At 27.2% G+C, this 18937-nt stretch carries 15 protein-coding genes; 11 read left to right on the top strand and 4 right to left on the bottom strand.

The genetic code is table 11. The features are described 5' to 3' along the window. Positions 1 to 8 precede the first annotated feature (8 nt). From ACZJV1_RS13800 to ACZJV1_RS13790, 3 genes are all read left to right on the top strand, one after another. Positions 9 to 3416, top strand: a complete 3408-nt coding sequence (locus ACZJV1_RS13800; RefSeq protein ID WP_463650500.1) for an FtsX-like permease family protein — start codon at positions 9 to 11, stop codon at positions 3414 to 3416. A gap of 811 nt (positions 3417 to 4227) precedes the next feature. Further along, positions 4228 to 4779, top strand: coding sequence for a helix-turn-helix domain-containing protein (locus tag ACZJV1_RS13795; RefSeq protein ID WP_322389812.1), 552 nt, complete (start codon positions 4228 to 4230; stop codon positions 4777 to 4779). A 472-nt stretch (positions 4780 to 5251) separates the two neighbouring features. Next, positions 5252 to 6502 carry a GNAT family N-acetyltransferase gene (locus ACZJV1_RS13790; protein WP_463650499.1) on the top strand — a complete coding sequence of 417 codons (1251 nt, stop codon included), beginning with the start codon at positions 5252 to 5254 and terminating at the stop codon, positions 6500 to 6502. Positions 6503 to 6631: 129 nt separating this feature from the next. On the opposite strand, the gene ACZJV1_RS13785 is transcribed toward ACZJV1_RS13790, so the two are convergent. The 3 genes from ACZJV1_RS13785 to ACZJV1_RS13775 all read right to left on the bottom strand — a co-directional run bounded on the left by ACZJV1_RS13785 (position 6632) and on the right by ACZJV1_RS13775 (position 9389). Continuing rightward, on the bottom strand, positions 6632 to 7639 hold the full coding sequence (locus ACZJV1_RS13785; RefSeq protein ID WP_460287036.1) for an ABC transporter substrate-binding protein: 1008 nt from the start codon (positions 7637 to 7639) through the stop codon (positions 6632 to 6634). Positions 7640 to 7753: 114 nt separating this feature from the next. Further along, positions 7754 to 8509 carry an ABC transporter ATP-binding protein gene (locus tag ACZJV1_RS13780; protein WP_460287037.1) on the bottom strand — a complete coding sequence of 252 codons (756 nt, stop codon included), beginning with the start codon at positions 8507 to 8509 and terminating at the stop codon, positions 7754 to 7756. Then, complete coding sequence (locus tag ACZJV1_RS13775; RefSeq protein ID WP_460287038.1) at positions 8496 to 9389, bottom strand: ABC transporter permease; 894 nt, start codon at positions 9387 to 9389, stop codon at positions 8496 to 8498. The genes ACZJV1_RS13780 and ACZJV1_RS13775 overlap by 14 nt, the downstream gene beginning before the upstream one ends. 1152 nt (positions 9390 to 10541) lie before the next feature. Here ACZJV1_RS13775 and ACZJV1_RS13770 point away from each other — a divergent pair. The 5 genes from ACZJV1_RS13770 to ACZJV1_RS13750 all read left to right on the top strand — a co-directional run bounded on the left by ACZJV1_RS13770 (position 10542) and on the right by ACZJV1_RS13750 (position 15047). Next, a complete protein-coding gene (locus ACZJV1_RS13770) occupies positions 10542 to 11243 on the top strand; it encodes a response regulator transcription factor (RefSeq protein WP_460287039.1) in 702 nt (233 codons plus the stop codon). A 128-nt stretch (positions 11244 to 11371) separates the two neighbouring features. Then, positions 11372 to 12292, top strand: coding sequence for an ATP-binding cassette domain-containing protein (locus ACZJV1_RS13765; protein WP_460287041.1), 921 nt, complete (start codon positions 11372 to 11374; stop codon positions 12290 to 12292). Then, a complete protein-coding gene (locus ACZJV1_RS13760) occupies positions 12285 to 13037 on the top strand; it encodes an ABC transporter permease (protein WP_460287043.1) in 753 nt (250 codons plus the stop codon). The genes ACZJV1_RS13765 and ACZJV1_RS13760 overlap by 8 nt, the downstream gene beginning before the upstream one ends. Before the next feature lie 112 nt (positions 13038 to 13149). Next, on the top strand, positions 13150 to 14058 hold the full coding sequence (locus tag ACZJV1_RS13755) for a sensor histidine kinase (protein WP_460287045.1): 909 nt from the start codon (positions 13150 to 13152) through the stop codon (positions 14056 to 14058). 227 nt (positions 14059 to 14285) lie between these two features. Next, on the top strand, positions 14286 to 15047 hold the full coding sequence (locus ACZJV1_RS13750) for a PHP domain-containing protein (RefSeq protein WP_463650498.1): 762 nt from the start codon (positions 14286 to 14288) through the stop codon (positions 15045 to 15047). Between the two features lie 50 nt (positions 15048 to 15097). Here ACZJV1_RS13750 and ACZJV1_RS13745 read toward each other — a convergent pair whose 3' ends face one another. After that, entirely contained in the window at positions 15098 to 15532 is a 435-nt protein-coding gene (locus tag ACZJV1_RS13745; protein ID WP_463650497.1) for a CBS domain-containing protein, read from the bottom strand. A 338-nt stretch (positions 15533 to 15870) separates the two neighbouring features. On the opposite strand from ACZJV1_RS13745, the gene ACZJV1_RS13740 reads away from it, so the two are divergent. The 3 genes from ACZJV1_RS13740 (at position 15871) to ACZJV1_RS13730 (ending at position 18675) form a co-directional block, all read left to right on the top strand. Then, positions 15871 to 16098, top strand: coding sequence for a hypothetical protein (locus ACZJV1_RS13740; RefSeq protein WP_460287047.1), 228 nt, complete (start codon positions 15871 to 15873; stop codon positions 16096 to 16098). Positions 16099 to 16152: 54 nt separating this feature from the next. Then, a complete protein-coding gene (locus tag ACZJV1_RS13735) occupies positions 16153 to 16773 on the top strand; it encodes a hypothetical protein (protein WP_463650496.1) in 621 nt (206 codons plus the stop codon). 105 nt (positions 16774 to 16878) lie between these two features. Further along, positions 16879 to 18675: a YcaO-like family protein gene (locus ACZJV1_RS13730; protein ID WP_463650495.1), complete on the top strand. Its 1797-nt coding sequence runs from the start codon at positions 16879 to 16881 to the stop codon at positions 18673 to 18675. The last annotated feature ends 262 nt before the right edge of the window (positions 18676 to 18937 follow it).

The following is an 18937-nucleotide window of genomic DNA, read 5'->3' as shown; positions in this document are numbered from 1 at the left end:
GATAAAAGATGAAAAATAGAGCATATAAAAAATCAATAACAAGAGAAATATTATCTTCAAAAGCAAGGTTTATTTCTATATTAGCCATAATATTTTTAGGAGTTGCCTTTTACTCTGGAATCAAATCAAGTGGACCAGATTTAAAAGAGTCTATAAATCAATTTTTTAATGAACAAAATTTAATGGATAGCAAGATAGTCTCTACTATAGGCCTTAATGACAATGATTTAAAGTTACTTGAAAATAACGATAAAATCTTAGATTACTATGGAGCACATAGTGTAGATGTAAATTTAACTAATACAAATAATGTTGTTAATTTTATGGAGTATAATCCAAATGATTCTACTAATATAAATAAGCTTATTGTTACAGAAGGTAGGTTACCTGAAAATAGTGGAGAGATAGCTTTAGATGAAAATGCTTTAAAGGAAAATGAAAACTTAAAAATAGGTGATGATTATACCATAGAATCTGATATAGATTTAGATAAGTATTTTACTAAGAAAACTTTTAAGATTGTTGGATTTGTACAAAGTCCTATGTATATAGAAAATATATCTAGAGGAACGACTACTGTTGGAAAAGGAAGTGTAGACTACTTTGCAATATTAAATAGTAGTGACATATCAATGGATGTCTATACTGAGATATATGTGCGATTTAAAAATGTAGAGGGTCTTGGCTCATATAGCGATGAATATAAAGAAAGAATGGAAGAAAATAATAAGTATCTTGAAGACTTATATTCAAATAGAGCTATAGAAAGAATTGAAGAAATAAAATTAGATGCACAAAAAGAGTTTGATAAAGCTTATAAAGAAATAGAAGATGGTGAAAGAAAGCTTGAAGAAGCACAAAAAGAAATAGATGATGGTAAGATTCAGCTTCTTGATGGTAAAAATCAATATGAAGAATTTGCTAATAAGTATCAGCAAGAAATTAAAGATGGAGAATTAAAACTAATTGAAGGTGAAAAGCAATTAGATAATGGACAAAAGGAACTAGATAAGCAAAAAGAGCAATTTTTAGATGGTGAAAAACAGCTTCAGGCAGCTAAAGTTGAACTTGATAATGCAAAGCAAGAATTCTTAAATCAAGGAATTGATCCTAATCAAAGTACAAAAGAATATGAAAATCAAATAGATAGTTTAAATATGTTAATTACAACATACAATACACTTTCCAATGATATAAAAGAAACAGCAAACAACCTTAAAGAAGGAGACAAAATTCCAAATGAAAAAATTCAATATTTGAAGGGGATTATATCTAACCCTAGTTTAGGATTAAATGGTTTAAGTGATTTAGTAAATAGTTTAGAAAAAGATCCAATAAATATTTATTTAGCACTTAATATCTCAAATGGTATAGAAGGTGCTAGTAAAACTTTAAGTGAAAATAAGTCTAAATTAGAAACTTTAGTAGTTGGAATAACCCAATATCAACAAGGTACGACTGCTTATGAAGAGCAAGTTCACAGCTTTAATGAAGGAAAGATAAAACTTGAAGAAGCTCAAAAGGAATTAGATAAAGGAAAAGAAGAGGTTATAAAAGGGAAAGCAGATCTTGAAGAAGGTAAAAAACAAGGTCAGTTAGAACTTGATAAGGCTAAGAAAGAACTTGATGATTCAGAGCAAAAACTTCTTGATGGAGAAAAAGAAATCAAGGAAAATAGAGAAAAACTAATAGATGGACGAAAAGAGATAGATAAAGAAAAAGAGAAATTAAATGATTTAGATGATAGTAAATATTATTTCTTTGATAGGGAGGATAATCCTGGTTACTCAACTTACAAAGGTTCAATTGATAGTTTAGATAAAATAGCATCAGTATTTCCTGTATTTTTCTTCCTAGTTGCAGCACTTATATGCTTAACTACAATGACGAGAATGGTAGAAGAAAATAGAGTAGAAATAGGAACACTAAAAGCTTTAGGATATAGAGATTTAGAAATAGCTAGCAAATTTGTAGTTTATGCAGCATTAGCTAGTATTGTAGGATGTGTAATTGGTATATTAGTTGGAAGTAGTATTCTTCCATATATAATTAATCAAGCTTATGCATTTGCATTTACTTTACCAGATGTAAAGATACACTATTATTCATCCTATATAATTCAATCTTTATTAGCTTCAATACTTTGTACAGTAGGAGCAGCCTTAATTGTATTAAAAGGAGAATTAAGAGAAAACCCTTCTAATTTAATGAGAGCAAAGGCTCCAAAGCTTGGTAAGAAGATATTATTAGAAAGAATTACTCCTTTATGGGAAAGATTAAACTTTAATCAAAAAGTTACATTTAGAAATCTTTTTAGATATAAGCAAAGGATGTTAATGACAATCCTTGGTATATCAGGATGTATGGCTATGCTTGTTGCAGGGATGGCTCTTGAAAAATCTAATTCTTCAGTTATGGATATTCAATTTGACAAATTATTAAAGTATGATGCTATGGTGGTATTTGATGATAATAGTACTGAAAAAGCAGATGAAGAATACAATGAGTCTTTAAATAACTTAAAGGGATATGAAAGTAGCTTAAATATTCATCAAGAGTCAGTTACTTTTAGTAAAGAAGGTATAAGCAAGCAAACTGCTACTATGTATGTACCAGAAAATACAAATGAGTTAAGTAAATATATATTACTAAATGATAGAAAAAGCGGTACTGAATACAAACTATCTGATAATGGTGTAATTATAAATGAAAAACTTGCGAAAATTTTAGATGCATCTGTAGGTGATGAGATAATTGTAACAGATTCAGATAATAATTCTCATAAAGTCAAGGTAGATAATATAGTAGAAAATTATGCTGGACATTATATATATTTATCACCATCATATTATAAAGAGATATTTAATAGTGAGCCAATATATAATGCACAATTACTTAATTTAAATTCGGACAGAGAAGATGATAACAAAATATCCTCTACTCTTATGGACAATGATAAGGTAATAAATGTTACTCTTGCTTCAAAGATAAGAAGTTTAAGTGAATCTGCTGACTTAGGATTAGTTATGATAGTAATAATAGTGGCTTCAGGAAGTTTAGCATTTGTTGTGCTATACAACTTAATAAATATAAATGTATCTGAACGTATAAGAGAGATATCTACAATAAAGGTGCTAGGTTTTTATGATAATGAAGTTGCAATGTATATATTTAGAGAAAACATAATACTAACAATACTAGGAATACTTTTAGGCTCATTTATGGGTAAGATATTATATGTATTTTTAGTAAGCACAGCAGAAATGGATAATATGATGATGATACCAACTGTAGACATGAGCAGTTATGTAATCTCTGGCTTAATTACAATGATTTTTGCAATATTGGTTATGATAATGATGCACATAAAATTAAAAAAAGTAAATATGGTAGATGCTTTAAAATCCATAGAGTAAAATTAAAGGGGGTCGCGAAAGGCGACTCCCTTTAATTTTTAATCAATATGTTAATTTACTATGATACTGATGTTAGTATAAAAAGTATATCTATTCTTTTATACTAACACCAGTTTTAAGTAGGAAAGAGATAGGTACAAGAATAACTGTTTTTATGCCTAAAAGACAGTAGAATATATCATTGGTATTTTTTCTGTTTTTCAAGGACCTAATGAAACGTTAGCCCCTTCAAAATCCTTGATTTTACTAAGTTTATCAAGAGTTTCAGTAGATAAAAAATATCTATCTACTATTTAAATATGCAGAAAACCATAACTTTTAAAAATTTCTAATAAAAAGCTTGTTATTAATAATAAATATAATAAAATTTATAAGAATTTATAATATCATAAAAATGAATGTATAAAAAATAGAAATGGAAAAATATTTTTAGGATTAATAGGGGAAAATCGTATTATAAATAAGTGCTATTTTTAGCCTTAGGCATTGATATATATTGCCTAAGGCTGTTTTTGAAATTGAAAATACCGTATCATAAATAATATTATATTTACAAAATATGCTATAATTAAATGGGAAAAATAATCTTTAAGTGTAAGACAAATAGGGATTTATCGTAGAGATAACCTCAAAACTATCTATAGTATGTAATGTAATAATTTTGATAAAAATTAAATGAAAAAGGATTTTTTCATACATTTTATGAATATTGCAAATTCAAGTTGCGGATTTGCAATTGTAGGTTGGTGTTATTTTAGTGTAAAACTTATTATAATTTACACATAATAACAAAGAAGAGAGGTAGAAAATCATGGGTTTTGCAGATAATTTAAAATCAATTAGGAAAGAAAGGAATATTTCACAGGAAGAGTTAGCAGAAATAATTGGAGTAAGCCGTCAAGCAGTTTCTAAATGGGAACAGGGAAGTGGCTATCCAGAGATGGAAAAATTGCTTGTGTTATCTAAAGAGCTTAATATATCTTTAGATTATTTGATGTTAGGTGAGATAAAATCCACTGAAAACAACCAAAAGTTATCCAATAATATAATTATACCAACTGGGAAAATTACTATTAAATCATATGATGGAAAAGCAATTGTTAATTGCTATAAAGTTTTAGCATCACATGTAATGTATAAAGCAAAAAGCGATGAACCAAAATATTGGTTGATTGGTGTTAATAGCGGAGCGTTTTGGGGAGAAAAATCAATTGTACTTGGTTGGTATGCTGATGAAGAAAAAATAAAAAAGGAAATGGATGAAATTGCAGAATCAATTAATAATGGTGTACCAGCATATGAATTAAAATATGCAGTAAAAGTTAAGAATAAAATGTTAAGAGTAAAAATAGATGAAGAGTAACTTAATTTATTATATAATAGATGAGAATAAGTTAGAGTTTAACAAATTCCAATTTGTGACCAAATTAAATAAATTTTAATTTATATGTTAGTAAAAAATTTTTATATAAAATAATATTAGATGCTTATTTTTTATAAAAATTTGATATAATATAACAGTAATAATTTTTGAAATTAATTGTGAAAGGTGGGCTTAATACAAAGGTAGTTAAAACTAATTAAGAAATTTTATAACTATGAAGACTTAGAAATAAGTCTGTTAGAGTAGAAATTTTTAGGTATATTAATTAGTATAACTATTTTTACCAAGTCCATTTAATTACAAGCTAAATATATAATTATTTGTAAGTAGTTAAGTTGTAGGTGAATTAGTTTGCCTGCAACTTTTTTGTTTATATGAATTTATTAAATAGTAATTACAATTAATATACTCTAATCGTTTCTAACTTGTAATTAGAGAGGAGTAATAAGAAATGGAAATCAAATTTTTAAAACAGGAAGATAAAGAAAGATATATTAAGTTTAATAAATTAGTTTTTAAAGGTGGCAGAATTGAAGAAGAAATAGATAAATTACTATTTAGAAATCCATTTAGCAAAATAGAAGAAGATTGTTTTTATATAGAAGAAAATAATGAGATTATTTCTTCTTTAGTATTAACTAAAAAAGTGCAAAAGATAGGGAATAATATTGTAAAGGTTGGAGAATTCGATTTAGTAGGAACTCATCTAGAATATAGACATAAGGGTTATTGCAGTAAGTTGATGGAGTATTCTTTTAAGAAGATGAAAGAAGAGAAAATATTTTTATGTAGATTGATAGGTATTCCTAATTTTTATCAACAGTATAGGTTTGAATATGCAGTACCTGCTTATTTTTATAATTACGTAACTATTAACCCTGAAGCATTAAAAAATAGTATAAATCAATATGATGTAGAAATGGTTAGTGGATTTAGTAATGATTTATTGAAGAAAATGTTAGAAATATTTGAACAAGAAACAGCTTTCAATTTTGGTTCAGAAGTAAGGAGTGTAGAATACTTACGATATATGATAGAAGAAAAATGTCTAGATAAAAATTCCTACTGGTATATTGTGCTAGAAGAAGATGAATTAATGGGCTATGCATGGATTAAAGAGGAAGAGAAGCAGCTAATTATTAAAGAAGCTGCTATGAAAAATGAGTTGGCTTCAGAAAGCATATGTTTTAAGCTTTATCAAATTTTAATAAGTAAAAATTGTAATCATCTAGGAGTAAGAGCACCATTAAATAATAGTTTTGCTAAGTATATCTATAAACATGGTGGAGCAATTAGATGTAATAATGAAATATTTGATGGCACATGGGGAGAGATGTATAAGATTCTAAATTTAGATGAAGCCTTGATGAGTATTTCAAGTTTATTGGAAGAGAGATTGAAGGAATCAAAATTTTATAAATTGACTGCCAAATATACAATAGTGACGGAACTAGAAAGTGCCACGTTAGAAATAGATGATGGAGTAATTAAAATAACTAATGGAATAGGATTAGAAGTTAAAATTCCTATAAATGTGCTTACTTCAGTTTATACAGGTTATAAATCTATTGAGTGTTTTAAAGATAGGATACAATATTTTAACGATGATACGGAGGCAGTATTTAAGGTTTTATTTCCTGAAGGCTATCCATATATATGGACATTAGATATAAATGATAGTTTGAATGAAATTACATATTAGTACTTTCCCTCTTTGTAGTGAATTTTAAAGGTCATGCTTCGCCTTCACTAATAAATCCACGACATTTCTGTCGTGGATTTTTTATTTTATGATAATATATATTTTTGTTTTTTACACTATGATCCTTAATTAATTTTTGTCAGTTTTAACATATACTATGTTTTTATCATTAATTTTTTCTATAGAAAGAGATTTTAAAGTATCTTCATTAACTATTATTTGAGTTTCATCTAACATGGTTACAGGAATATTAGATACTTGCTCACCATTTAAAACTTTAACAGCAAGTTCTCCAGTTTTATAGCCTAATTTTTCGTAGTCTATACCTTGACATGCAAGTGCACCAGATTTGACAGAACCATCTTCTGAGGCGATTACTGGAATTTTATTATCAGTAGCGATTCTAGAAACTATCGGCATAGAAGAAACAATTAAGTTATCTGTTGGAACATATAAAACATCTATATTAGATATTAAACTAGACATGGCTTGATTAATTTCATTTGCAGAGGAAACACCCTTTTCTATAATTTTATAATTATTTTTAGACGCATACTCCTTTAGCATATCAACCTGTACTTTTGAATTTACTTCACTAGTATTATATAAAACACCTATAGTCTTAGCATTTGGGATAAGTGTTTTAATCAATTCTAGATTTTTATCTATAGATATATAATCTGATGTACCAGATATATTTCCTCCAGGCATATCTAGAGATTTTACTAAACCAGCAGCGACTGGATCAGTAACAGCGGTCATTAGAATAGGTATATCTTTAGTTGCGTTATAAGCTGCTTGAGCTGATGGCGTTGATATAGAATATATTAAATCTTTTTTATCAGATACAAACTTATTTGCAATTGTTTGATTTGTAGGCATATCATTTTGAGCATTTTGGTAATCAATTTTTATATTTTCTCCATCTTTATATCCGTTATCTTCTAGTGCTTTTATGAACCCATATCTTGCTTTATCTAAAGATGGATGCTCTACTAGCTGAGTAATTCCTATGGTTTTGATATCCTTATTTGAATTAGATGATTTGTCATTATTATTCTTTGAACAACCTGTAAGTAAAGAGACTCCAACTGAGACTATTAAAATTAAATTTATTAACTTATTTTTTATTATCATATATATAATCCTCCTAAATTTTATTTTTATATGTGTTCACATATTCATATATATTGTTAAATCTATACACAAATTTATTTAACATTAATTAAGATATAAATTAAGTTTTATATTTTAAACTGCATATTCAAATTTATCTAGTATTTCTTCTATAGTGATATTTAATTTTTCATCACCGCTTATATCTAAAATTATTTTACCTTTATGAAGCATTATAAGCCTATCACCATAGTTGATAGCATGTTTTAGATTATGAGTTACCATCAGTGTAGTTATATTTTTTTCTCTAACAATTTTATTAGTCAAATCTATAATTTCATTTGAAGTCTTAGGATCTAAAGCAGCAGTATGTTCATCTAGTAATAAAACTTTTGGGTTTGTAATACTAGACATAATTAGAGAAAGTGCTTGCCTTTGACCGCCAGATAAATATTTTACTTGAACATCTAAATATTTTTTTAGATCAAGTGATATATCTTCTAATAAATCTTCGATAACTTCAGTTTTGTGACGAAGACATTTTTTTAGATTTAGTAAACTCCCTTTGTTTAAAGCTAAGGATAAATTTTCTCTAACTGTCATAGAAGGACAAGTGCCTAAACTTGGATCTTGGAATACTCTACTTATTAGCTGAGTTTTTTTATGCTCAGCTAGCTTTGTTAAGTTATTACCATCTAATAAAATATCTCCTTGGCTTTCTTTTATAAATCCTGAGATTATATTAAGTAAGGTAGATTTACCTGTGCCATTACTTCCAATGATACTAACAAATTCCCCTTTATTTATAGTTAGTGAGAGATCATTGAAGATTATATTAGGATCTCCATATGGATTAGGGAATGTTTTTGAAATATTTTTAATTTGTAGCATCTAAAACACCTCTTTTCTTTAAATTTTTATGGCCAGTATTTTTATTGTCAAAAATATTTAGATTACCAATACTTAAGAATGAAATTATTACTATAGAAGTCATTAATTTTAAGTTATTAGGAGATACTACACCTAAATTTATCGCAAAATAGATTGTAAATTGGTAGATTAAAGTTCCTAATAATACAGATGTAGTGGCCTTAATAAATGTAAGTCTCTTAAATATAGATGTACCAATTATAATTGATGCTATTCCAAGTACCAAAGTACCAATGCCCATATTAACATCAGAGAATCCTTGGAATTGAGCATATAAGCTACCAGATAAAGAAACCATAGCATTAGATAACATTAATCCTAATATTTTTATAATATCAATATCAATTCCTAATGATTTAACCATTTGAGGATTATCACCGACAGCTTTTAAGGTATATCCAAGTCCAGTAGTTAAGAACAAATCTAAAATAAATTTACAAGATAATGCAGCAGTTATAACTAATATTAATGGAGAAATACGAGTATTAAATAAGTGATTGAAATTAAATAATGGAAGGTTTGATTTTCCCATTATTCCTAGATTAATAGAGTAAAGCATACCCATAACTAAAATTCCTGAAAGTAAGTTAGAAACTTTAAGTTTAATGTGTAAAATACCAGTAACCAGACCAGAAACTAAACCACATATAAGAGCTAATAAAGTTCCCATTGTTGGAGAGATTCCATTAGTTAAAGAGAAAGCAATAACAGCACCACCTAGTGAGAAGCCTCCATCAACAGATAAGTCTGGAAAATCTAAGATTTTATAGCTGATATAAATACCTAATGCCATAATCGATAAAATTAAACTTTGTGTTACTACAGATACAATTCCTGTCATAAAAAATACTCCTTTAAAAATTATTTTGTATAAAAAAACCACACAGTATAATCTGTGTGGTTAATTTTGGGTATAAAAAGTCCACACAGCATATTCCGTGTGGTTAATTTTTGAATATAAAAAAGCCACACAGTACAATCCGTGTGACTTTATAAATGGTAATAATGAATAACATTATAAACAATATAGCCAACACAGATACAATCCCAAATTATTTCTAAGTCATAAGGGGCTTGTATCCATGTTGAAATTAATCAAATTTATAACTTGGTACAAACCCTATATAAATTGGCTATAAAAACTAAATCGTGCTTGTTTGTTTATTAAAGTATTCATAATTACCCTCCAGTTCTATTTTTTAATTAATAATATTTGACGTTCATTTTTAATTTAATATAGAGTATATACTATGAAAATTTATAAGTCAATAAAAAATATAAAATTGGGTAAATTTTTAAAAAAATTAAATGAAGCGGATAAGAATAAACTAAAAATAAAATTATGATTCAGGTCTTCTAAATTAATTCGTGGGTTTTATTACTGCGATTCGCCTCAACCATTAAAACCCAGCAAGGACAACAAATCAACCATTTTTTAATATACCTTGTAGTTCAGCATCTACTTTGTTGGGTATATATTGCATTCTTTTAAAGGAAAAATTAAGACCTATTAATAGTTGTCTTATTCCTGTAGTAGAATTAAATATCAATACACACAAAATATACACAAGTTCTAAATATAAACTAAAAAAGAAAAGAATATAATTCTCAGTGAAAGAATGATATGTTATCTTGTATTGTTAAAAATATTTTTCAAAGTAAAGTACTGCTCGATTATTCGAGACTATAAAAAAGCGAAGGTGGTTATTAAAATGAATAATCTTTGGATATTTGATTTAAAGAAGAAACAGAATAAATTGGTGGAGGCTATACCGAAGCCGATATATTTTATTTTATGCGGTATTTTTACTTAATTAAGGTAGCTACACCAATAAAGGGCTTAATTATTTAAGAAGGCTTTTTTGTCTTTATTCTCTACTTAACTTAGGATATTTATATTTTACTAATAATGTAAAATGAGTTATGGTAAAATATTCATATAGAAATTACAAAATAAAAAATGACTTTATATAGATTTAGAAGGGGAAAAGTTATGGATAAAAGAGCTAGGATTTTAGTGGTTGAAGATGACAATGATATTAATAAATTACTTTGTAGTATTTTTGAGAATAAGGGATATAAATCTAGAGCGGCTTTTTCAGGCACAGAAGCTTTAATGTGTGTAGAAAATGAAAAGTGGGATATGATTTTACTAGATTTGATGATTCCAGGCCTTAGTGGAGAGGAAGCCATATTAAAAATAAGAAAAATCACAAAAGCTCCAATCATTATTGTGAGTGCAAAAACATCTAAAAAGACTAAGCTAGAATTATTAGAAAAGGGAGCTGATGATTTTATTTGTAAGCCTTTTGATCCAGATGAAGTGGTTGCACGAGTTAATTCTAATTTGAGAAGATATTTAGAATTTTCTACAGATGAGGAAAATAGAAGTAAAATTTTGAGTTATAAAGATATTACTTTAAATACAGAAAGTAAGGAAGTAAAAGTTGGACAAGTCATAGTTACATTAACAGCAAGAGAATTTTCAGTATTAGAGTTATTGTTAACTAATCCTAATAAGGTGTACAGTAAAGCTAATATTTTTGAAAGCATATGGGGAGAAGAATTTTTAGGTGATGATAATACCGTAAATGTACATGTAAGTAGATTAAGAAATAAGCTATTTAAAGCTAATAGTAGAGGTGAAGATTACATAGAAACAGTTTGGGCAATGGGGTATAGATTAAGGAAATAGTTAATTGAAATTTAGTATAAAAATACCTATTAAAAAGATTTAATACTTTTGAAAGGTTTTAGCAAAGTTTTCTTATAAAATATTCTTTATTATAAAAGCATGATTTATAAGAGGAGGTAAAGTCTGAAATGAATGAATATGTAATCAGAACTAGTAACATCACAAAAATATATAAAAAGCGAAAGGTGTTAGATAATTTATCTATTAATATTAAAAAAGGTGACATATATGGGTTTGTAGGGAAAAATGGTGCTGGTAAAACAACTATGATTAGGGTAGTTACAGGACTTGTTATACCTAATGAGGGGCAAGTTGAGCTATTTGGAGGTATTGAAGAGAGAGAGGTCATAAAAGAAAGAAGAAGAATTGGGACATTAATAGAATCACCAGAGATATATCTTAATATGAATGCAAAAGAAAATCTTGAACTTATCAGAATTCAAAGGGGGATTCCAGGAACTAAGTGTATTGATGAGGCATTAAATTTAGTAGGACTTAAGGATGTAGGGAAGAAGAAAACTAAAAATTTCTCATTAGGAATGAAACAAAGATTAGGAATTGCTATGGCTTTATTAAGTGATCCAGAACTTTTGATTTTAGATGAACCTATAAATGGATTAGATCCAATTGGAATAAAAGAAATAAGAGAACTTTTACTTAAATTAAATAAAGAAAGAGGAACTACCATTTTAATATCAAGCCATATATTATCTGAACTTACTCAAATTTCAAATAGGTATGGTTTTATAAATGATGGAAAATTAATTGAAGAAATAACTGCAAGTGAACTTTCTAATAAATGTAGAATGTATCTTCACCTCAAAATAAACGATTCTTCAGATGTTTCAATTATTCTAGAAAATGAACTTGGAATAAAAGATTATGAAGTTTTCCCAGATAATATTATAAGAATATATGATGAATTTGATGGAGAAAAGATTACTTTGGCTTTAGCTAAGCATAACATAGGAGTTAAAGAAATAATGAAAATGGGTGAATCCCTAGAAGATTATTTTACTAAGTTAGTTGGAGGAGAAGATAATGAGTAATTTAATTAGAGGGGAATTTTATAAATTAAGAAAAAGTAAGTCTTTTATTGGAATGATATTTTTGGCATTAGGAGCTTCATTTTTTTTGATAAGAGGTTTTGATTTAGATGCGGAAAGATTAAGAGGTACACATATTGAACTTGTAAATGGAATGTATTCAATAGACTATGCATTTCAATACATTTTATTTACAAGTTTTATATTTGCTTTATTTGCAGGAGAATTTATTGCTAAAGACTTAAAAAATAATATGAGTAAAAGTTTTATTTATGGATATAAGAGAAGTGAAGTTATATTAAGTAAGCTAATAGTATTTATAATATCTTCTTTATTCCTACAATTAATTTACACAACAATTTTAGTTATATATACTTCAGTTAATTATGGATTTTGTGAAGCTTTAAATTATAATACTATATTATTTTTAATTAGAATAATTGTTATTGGAATAATATATAATGTAGCAACAATATCTATAGTTGCCATGATTGCCATAGTAACAAGGAATAGTTTGTGCACAGTTGTTTCACCAATTTTATTTATATTATTGATTTTTGTATCAGATTTAAAATTGCCTATTTCAACTATAGTTGCATACGTATGCCCTTTTATTGTTGGTGGAAGAGCAATAGCCCAATTTGCACCAAAATCAGATATCATAATTGGAATAATTTCATCAATTGTAACATTTATAATAACAATTGCAGTAAGTCTATTATATGTAAAACATGAAGATATTAAGTAATTAAGGCATAATCAAATAAATAATAGACCAAATATGCTTCGAATCTTTGGTCTATTATTTATTTTCATATGACTAAGATAAAAAAATTATTATATAAATTAGGAGAATTAAGATGTATTTATTAGCTATTATTTTATTTATGATTTTTATAATTATATTTTCAATAGTAATGTGTATTAAATTATTTGCATATAAAAGGCAAATAAGAGATATTACTAATCAGATTAGGGACTTTAAAGAGAGAAAAACAAGTAAAAGGATTAATACTCAAATAGCAGATAAAGATATAGAAGAACTTGCTTGCGAGGTTAATGAATACTTGGAACTCTATAAAAGAAATGAACAAGAAAAGGTAGTATTTGAAAACACATTAAAACAAGGAATAGCTAATATGTCTCATGATTTAAGAACACCATTAACTTCAATAGTAGGATATTTAAAGTTACTTCAAAATGATGAAATAGATAAAAAAGAAGCACTAGATATACTTAAAAATAAAACTAATAAGTTAAATGTGCTTATAAATGATTTTTTTGAGTTAGCTTCAATAGAAAGTGAAGATTATGAATTAGATATGAGAAAAGTAAATTTAACTAATGTAGTACGTGATGAAATTTTATCACTTTATGAAGCTTTTCAAAGCAAAGGACTTGAACCAAAGATAAATATTTTGGATAAACCAATTTTTATAATGAGTGAGAAGGACAGCTTAGAGAGAATAATAGATAACTTACTTTCTAATACATTGAAATATGCAGAAAAAGACATTGAAATAAATTTAGAAGAATCTAAAGATAAGGTTATTTTAAAAATCTCCAATATATGTACAAGCATTGATGAAAAAGATGTATTACGTATGTTTGATAGATTTTATATGGCAGACAAGGTAAGAAAAGGACAAGGAGTAGGACTTGGTCTTTCTATTGTAAAAAGTTTAATGGAAAAGATGAATGGAGTTATAACCTCAAGATTTGAACAAAATAGGGTTTCTATAATATGTGAATGGAAATATATAAAATAATATTGTTTTATATATTTATACTATGTTGATAAAGTTTGAAAGTGGGTTTTTATAATCCGCTTTTATTTTATCTTTTGGAGTAAATTGGAATGAAAGATATTTAATTTATTTTATTTGTTGAGTATAATAAATTAAAGTGAAAAATCCAAGAGGTAGTAGAAAATATTTTATTCTTAGAATTACAAAAGGGATTAGTAGTAGCATCTTAAAGGATAGGAGGAAAAATTATGAAAATAGATTTACATAACCATTGTATGCAAAGATCAAGTTGCAGTGGTTCAGATGAGGAAGAATTAATACAAAGTGCAATAAAGAATGGATTAGATGCAATAGTTTTTAGTGATCATGATAAATTAATGCCAAAGGATAGACTGAAAGAGCTTAGAGAAAAATACAAACCATTTAAAATATTTAATGGAGTAGAAGTTAGAACTATACCAAATGGAACGGATGTTCTAGTTGTAGGAGTAGATGATGATATTATAGAAAATAAAAAGTGGACATATGAAGAGTTGTATAAATTTGTAAAAGAAAGAGAAGGGTTTATAGCTTTATGCCATCCGTATAGATATTCTAATGTAATTGATATAGATATTGCTACTTTTACTCCAGATGCTGTTGAGCTACACTCTTCTAATATAGGAGCTTGTGATGAAGAGTCTATAAGAAAATTAGCTGGAAAATTAAATATGAAACTTTTAGGGAATTCAGACTCTCATAGTATTGATAAAGTTGGTATATATTATAACATTATTGATACTGATGCAAAGAATGAGAAAGAAATTGCAAAGGCTCTTATAACAAAGCCAATAGAAATTGGATGTGATAAGGAAAGAGTAGAAAAAATTAATTATGTTATAAGAAAAAACGAAATATTAATTAAAAAGTATATAGAAGAAGGAAAGACTGGGGAACAATACGCTAAAGATACTGGCGATTGGATTGGTGGATTTGATAGAGTTAAGCTTGGAAAATCATATGAGATATAGGGCTTAATCAAGCCACCAGCTCAGCTGGTGGTACTTGACTTATATAATAATTATATTTGGTTATTTGATCCCGGTTTTGAGATGTTTTTAAGAGCCACCCCAGCATTATCATCAAGATTGGGTTCTTGTGAAATATCTCCCAAAGAAACTATTCCAACAAGATTATTATTTTCAACAATAGGGAGTCTTTTTACTTGATGCCCACTCATTAGTCTTATTGCATCATGAATATCCATATTAGGATTTCCTGTAACAGGATTTAAAGTCATGAAATCGCATACCTTTTGCTCTTTTGCATTGGCACCTGATGCTACAGAATTTAATGTAATATCTCTATCTGTAATTATTCCAGCCAATCTATGAGAATCATCACACACAGGGATTACTCCTATATCATATTGTTTCATCATTTGGGCAGCCTTTTCAACAGAATCATTTGAATTTAAACTTACTAGATCTTTTGACATAACATCTTTTATTAACATAATATTCACCTCCACAAATATATTTCCCATTGAATGCATTTTTTATAATTAAAAAATTTTATATTTTTTATCAATTTTAAAAAGATTAAATTTAACAAGGTGGTTATTTATATTAAGAATGGAAATAAGAAATATTTAATAGTGGATTTCAAAGGTCGCGCTTCGACTCCACCATGAAACCATCGACAATACAGAAATGTTTTGTCGATGGTTATTTATTTTAGAATTAAGAATAAGGAACAATATTATAAGTGAATGCGGAATCTACTAAAATTTTAGGCAATAATTATAGAAAAATAGAATATATTATTATGAATTAATTAAAAAAGAGGATAAGTATGTATTTATCAATACCAAAAATATTTTTTATTACAGTTAAGCATATAGATAAGGAGCTTCTTGACATTGATGAAATGGAAATATTACCTAATAATACTTGTAATCATGGTTTTAAGAAGCAATTAGATATAGTAAAAGATGAATTTATAAAAGTTATTAAAAGCAGTATTTATAATGATTGTTGCATATATAAAGAAATATATAATTTAAAAATTATTGGTAAATAAAGTATAATAATTAGCATATGTATATGATATAAATAATTATAAGTGAGGCTTATTGTGGAAAATGAAAAAAATATGCTAGAAAATAGCATAGATAAAAATGAAATGAAAGAAATGATGCAAATGATGTGTATCATGTCTATGGTGCAAGCAATACAATGTATGAAAGAAATGCATTGTATGTACGGAATGCAAGGAATGCAGGGAATGCAAGGAATGCAAGGAATGCAAGGAATGCAAGGAATGCAAGGAATGCAAGGAATGCAAGGAATGCAAGGAATGCAAGGAATGCAAGGAATGCAGGGAATGCAAGGAATGCAAGGAATGCAGGGAATGCAAGGAATGCAGGGAATGCAGGGAATGCAAGGAATGCAGGGAATGCAGGGAATGCAAGGAATGCAAGGAATGCAAGGAATGCAAGGAATGCAAGGAATGCAAGGAATGCAAGGTATGCAAGGTATGTACGGAATGGATGGAATGCATGGCATGAAAGGTATGTGTGGAATGCATGGCATGAAAGGTATGTACGGAATGCATGGAATGCATGGCATGAAAGGTATGTGCGGAATGGAAGGAATGCAAGGCATGAAAGATATGCAGGGAATGCAAGGTATGAAGGGAATGTCAGAAATGGAGGAGATTAATAAAAAGAAAAAAGATACAGAAAGATTATATTAAGACAATCTACATTACAAGGTATTATATAAGTACCTTGTAATGAATAAGCTTGATTAATTTATAGAAATAGCTAATATTTTGAAAATTAAATATCGAGGTAAAATGATGATTAGATACAAAGATGTAAATTTAAAAGATAGTGATCCTGATGCTACTATAGCTAATATAAAAAATATATTAAATGAAATTGAAATAAATACATCTGAAAATAATTGGTATAATTCACTTCAAAATTATTACTCAGTTAATATAAGGATTAACAATACTAATCTAAGTACTAATGGTAAAGGGATAACTCCGTCATATGCTCTAGCAAGTGCTTATGGAGAGTTAATGGAGCGACTTCAAAATCAAGCGTTTTTTAAATTATCTGTCGATGTAAGTCCGAGAGCTCTTAAATATAAGGAGTTCTATTATTGTCCAGATGAAAAAAAGATGTCATTAGACCAGATAGTAAAGTTTGATAATGAATGGTTTAAAATTCAAGATAAATTAATAAAAAAAGAGATTGATATAAAAAGTTTAATAAAAAAATGGATGCAAATAGCTTATGAAGATTTTGATGAGGATTTTATATGTATTCCATATAATAATCTACATAGTAAAAGAAAATCATATATACCAATAAAGATGGTATCTAAAATGTATATGTCTAATGGAATGTGTGCGGGGAATACAAGGGAAGAGGCTTTAGTTCAAGGGTTATCAGAAATTTTTGAAAGGTATGTAAATAAAAAAATATTAATGGAAAATATTATACCACCTGATATTCCTAAAAATTATATAGCTAAATATCCATTACTTAATAAAATGATAAATGAACTAGAAGAGTCTGGAAATTATAAAGTTATAGTTAAAGACTGCTCATTAGGAAAAGGTTATCCAGTAATAGGAGTAATAGTTATTAATAGATTTAATCAAACGTATTTTGTGAAATTTGGGGCTCATCCTAAGTTTGAAATAGCTTTGCAAAGAACTCTTACGGAATTATTACAAGGGCAACATGCCAAAATGCTTAAAGGAGTTACAGAGTTTTCTTCTATTCCTAAAGTTGAGAATCTTCATAATAATATGATTGGGATATTGGTAAATGGCTCAGGAGTTTACCATAAGGAGTTATTTTCAAGTAATCATAGTTATGAATTTAATGGATTTTTAAGTGGAGATAGTAATGAAAATTCAGATATGTTAAAATATCTTTTAGATATTTTAGAAAAAGAGAAATATAGTGTTTTCGTAAGAGATGTTTCATTCTTAGGATTTCCTAGTTATCATGTAATTGTTCCAGGTTTTAGTGAAATTGAATCAATAGACGATATTGAAGCATTAGATAGTTATATTAAATTTGTTAGCATAAAAAAATACTTAAGAAATATTAATAGTTTAAGTTCTAGTGAATGTAACTATTTAGTAGACACCCTAAATAGTTTAAACATAAAAAATAAATTATCAATTCCAAGAATATTAAATTTAAATATGATAGATAACTTTGATTGGTATTACTCTGATATAGAGTTATTGAAGTGCGTTTTATGTTATAGAAATGGTGAATTTGAAAATAGCTTTAACTATATAGATAAATTTATAAAAGGATTAAATAACCCCACTCTAGATATTTATAATAACACATATTATAGATGTGTTAGAGACTTTATTGGTAATAGGGCATCTAAGTTTAATTTAAATGAAAATATAGAATTATTAGAGAATTTTTATTCAACAGAAATAATAAAGGATGTTGTTGATAATTTTTATGATAATAGTAAGGCTATAGATAGTTTTGAACCTATTTCCTGTTGGAATTGTAATAAATGTCCTTATTCGAATAAGTGTTTCAGCAAGGAGCATGATAGAATATTTATGGTTTTAAAAGATAGATATGATTTAAATCAAATGGAGTAGATATTAGATACAGAATTTAAAAACATAATACATTTTTTATAAATAACTTAATCATTCAGATTAAATCGTACACTAAAAATTTAGTTGATTTTAAAGGTAGTGCTTCGTCTCCAACATGGAACCCACGAAAATCTAAAATTTAGATTTTCGTGGGTTATTTTAGTTTGTAAGTATTTGATAGAAAGAAGTTATATTTATAAATACTATAAAAATGTATTAAAAACAGCAATAGAAAACCATTTTAGAATTGCATAAGGTAAAC

This window comes from Clostridium sp. LS3 (assembly GCF_055330225.1).
Note: the sequence above shows the minus strand (reverse complement) of the source record. Positions and strands in the feature narration are given on the sequence as shown.

What these genes read in the sequence shown, in the direction of transcription:
- ACZJV1_RS13800 (WP_463650500.1), top strand. Translation starts at nt 9, where the DNA reads ATGAAAAATAGAGCATATAAAAAATCAATAACAAGAGAAATATTATCT.
- ACZJV1_RS13795 (WP_322389812.1), top strand. Translation starts at nt 4,228, where the DNA reads ATGGGTTTTGCAGATAATTTAAAATCAATTAGGAAAGAAAGGAATATT.
- ACZJV1_RS13790 (WP_463650499.1), top strand. Translation starts at nt 5,252, where the DNA reads ATGGAAATCAAATTTTTAAAACAGGAAGATAAAGAAAGATATATTAAG.
- ACZJV1_RS13785 (WP_460287036.1), bottom strand. Translation starts at nt 7,639, where the DNA reads ATGATAATAAAAAATAAGTTAATAAATTTAATTTTAATAGTCTCAGTT.
- ACZJV1_RS13780 (WP_460287037.1), bottom strand. Translation starts at nt 8,509, where the DNA reads ATGCTACAAATTAAAAATATTTCAAAAACATTCCCTAATCCATATGGA.
- ACZJV1_RS13775 (WP_460287038.1), bottom strand. Translation starts at nt 9,389, where the DNA reads ATGACAGGAATTGTATCTGTAGTAACACAAAGTTTAATTTTATCGATT.
- ACZJV1_RS13770 (WP_460287039.1), top strand. Translation starts at nt 10,542, where the DNA reads ATGGATAAAAGAGCTAGGATTTTAGTGGTTGAAGATGACAATGATATT.
- ACZJV1_RS13765 (WP_460287041.1), top strand. Translation starts at nt 11,372, where the DNA reads ATGAATGAATATGTAATCAGAACTAGTAACATCACAAAAATATATAAA.
- ACZJV1_RS13760 (WP_460287043.1), top strand. Translation starts at nt 12,285, where the DNA reads ATGAGTAATTTAATTAGAGGGGAATTTTATAAATTAAGAAAAAGTAAG.
- ACZJV1_RS13755 (WP_460287045.1), top strand. Translation starts at nt 13,150, where the DNA reads ATGTATTTATTAGCTATTATTTTATTTATGATTTTTATAATTATATTT.
- ACZJV1_RS13750 (WP_463650498.1), top strand. Translation starts at nt 14,286, where the DNA reads ATGAAAATAGATTTACATAACCATTGTATGCAAAGATCAAGTTGCAGT.
- ACZJV1_RS13745 (WP_463650497.1), bottom strand. Translation starts at nt 15,532, where the DNA reads ATGTTAATAAAAGATGTTATGTCAAAAGATCTAGTAAGTTTAAATTCA.
- ACZJV1_RS13740 (WP_460287047.1), top strand. Translation starts at nt 15,871, where the DNA reads ATGTATTTATCAATACCAAAAATATTTTTTATTACAGTTAAGCATATA.
- ACZJV1_RS13730 (WP_463650495.1), top strand. Translation starts at nt 16,879, where the DNA reads ATGATTAGATACAAAGATGTAAATTTAAAAGATAGTGATCCTGATGCT.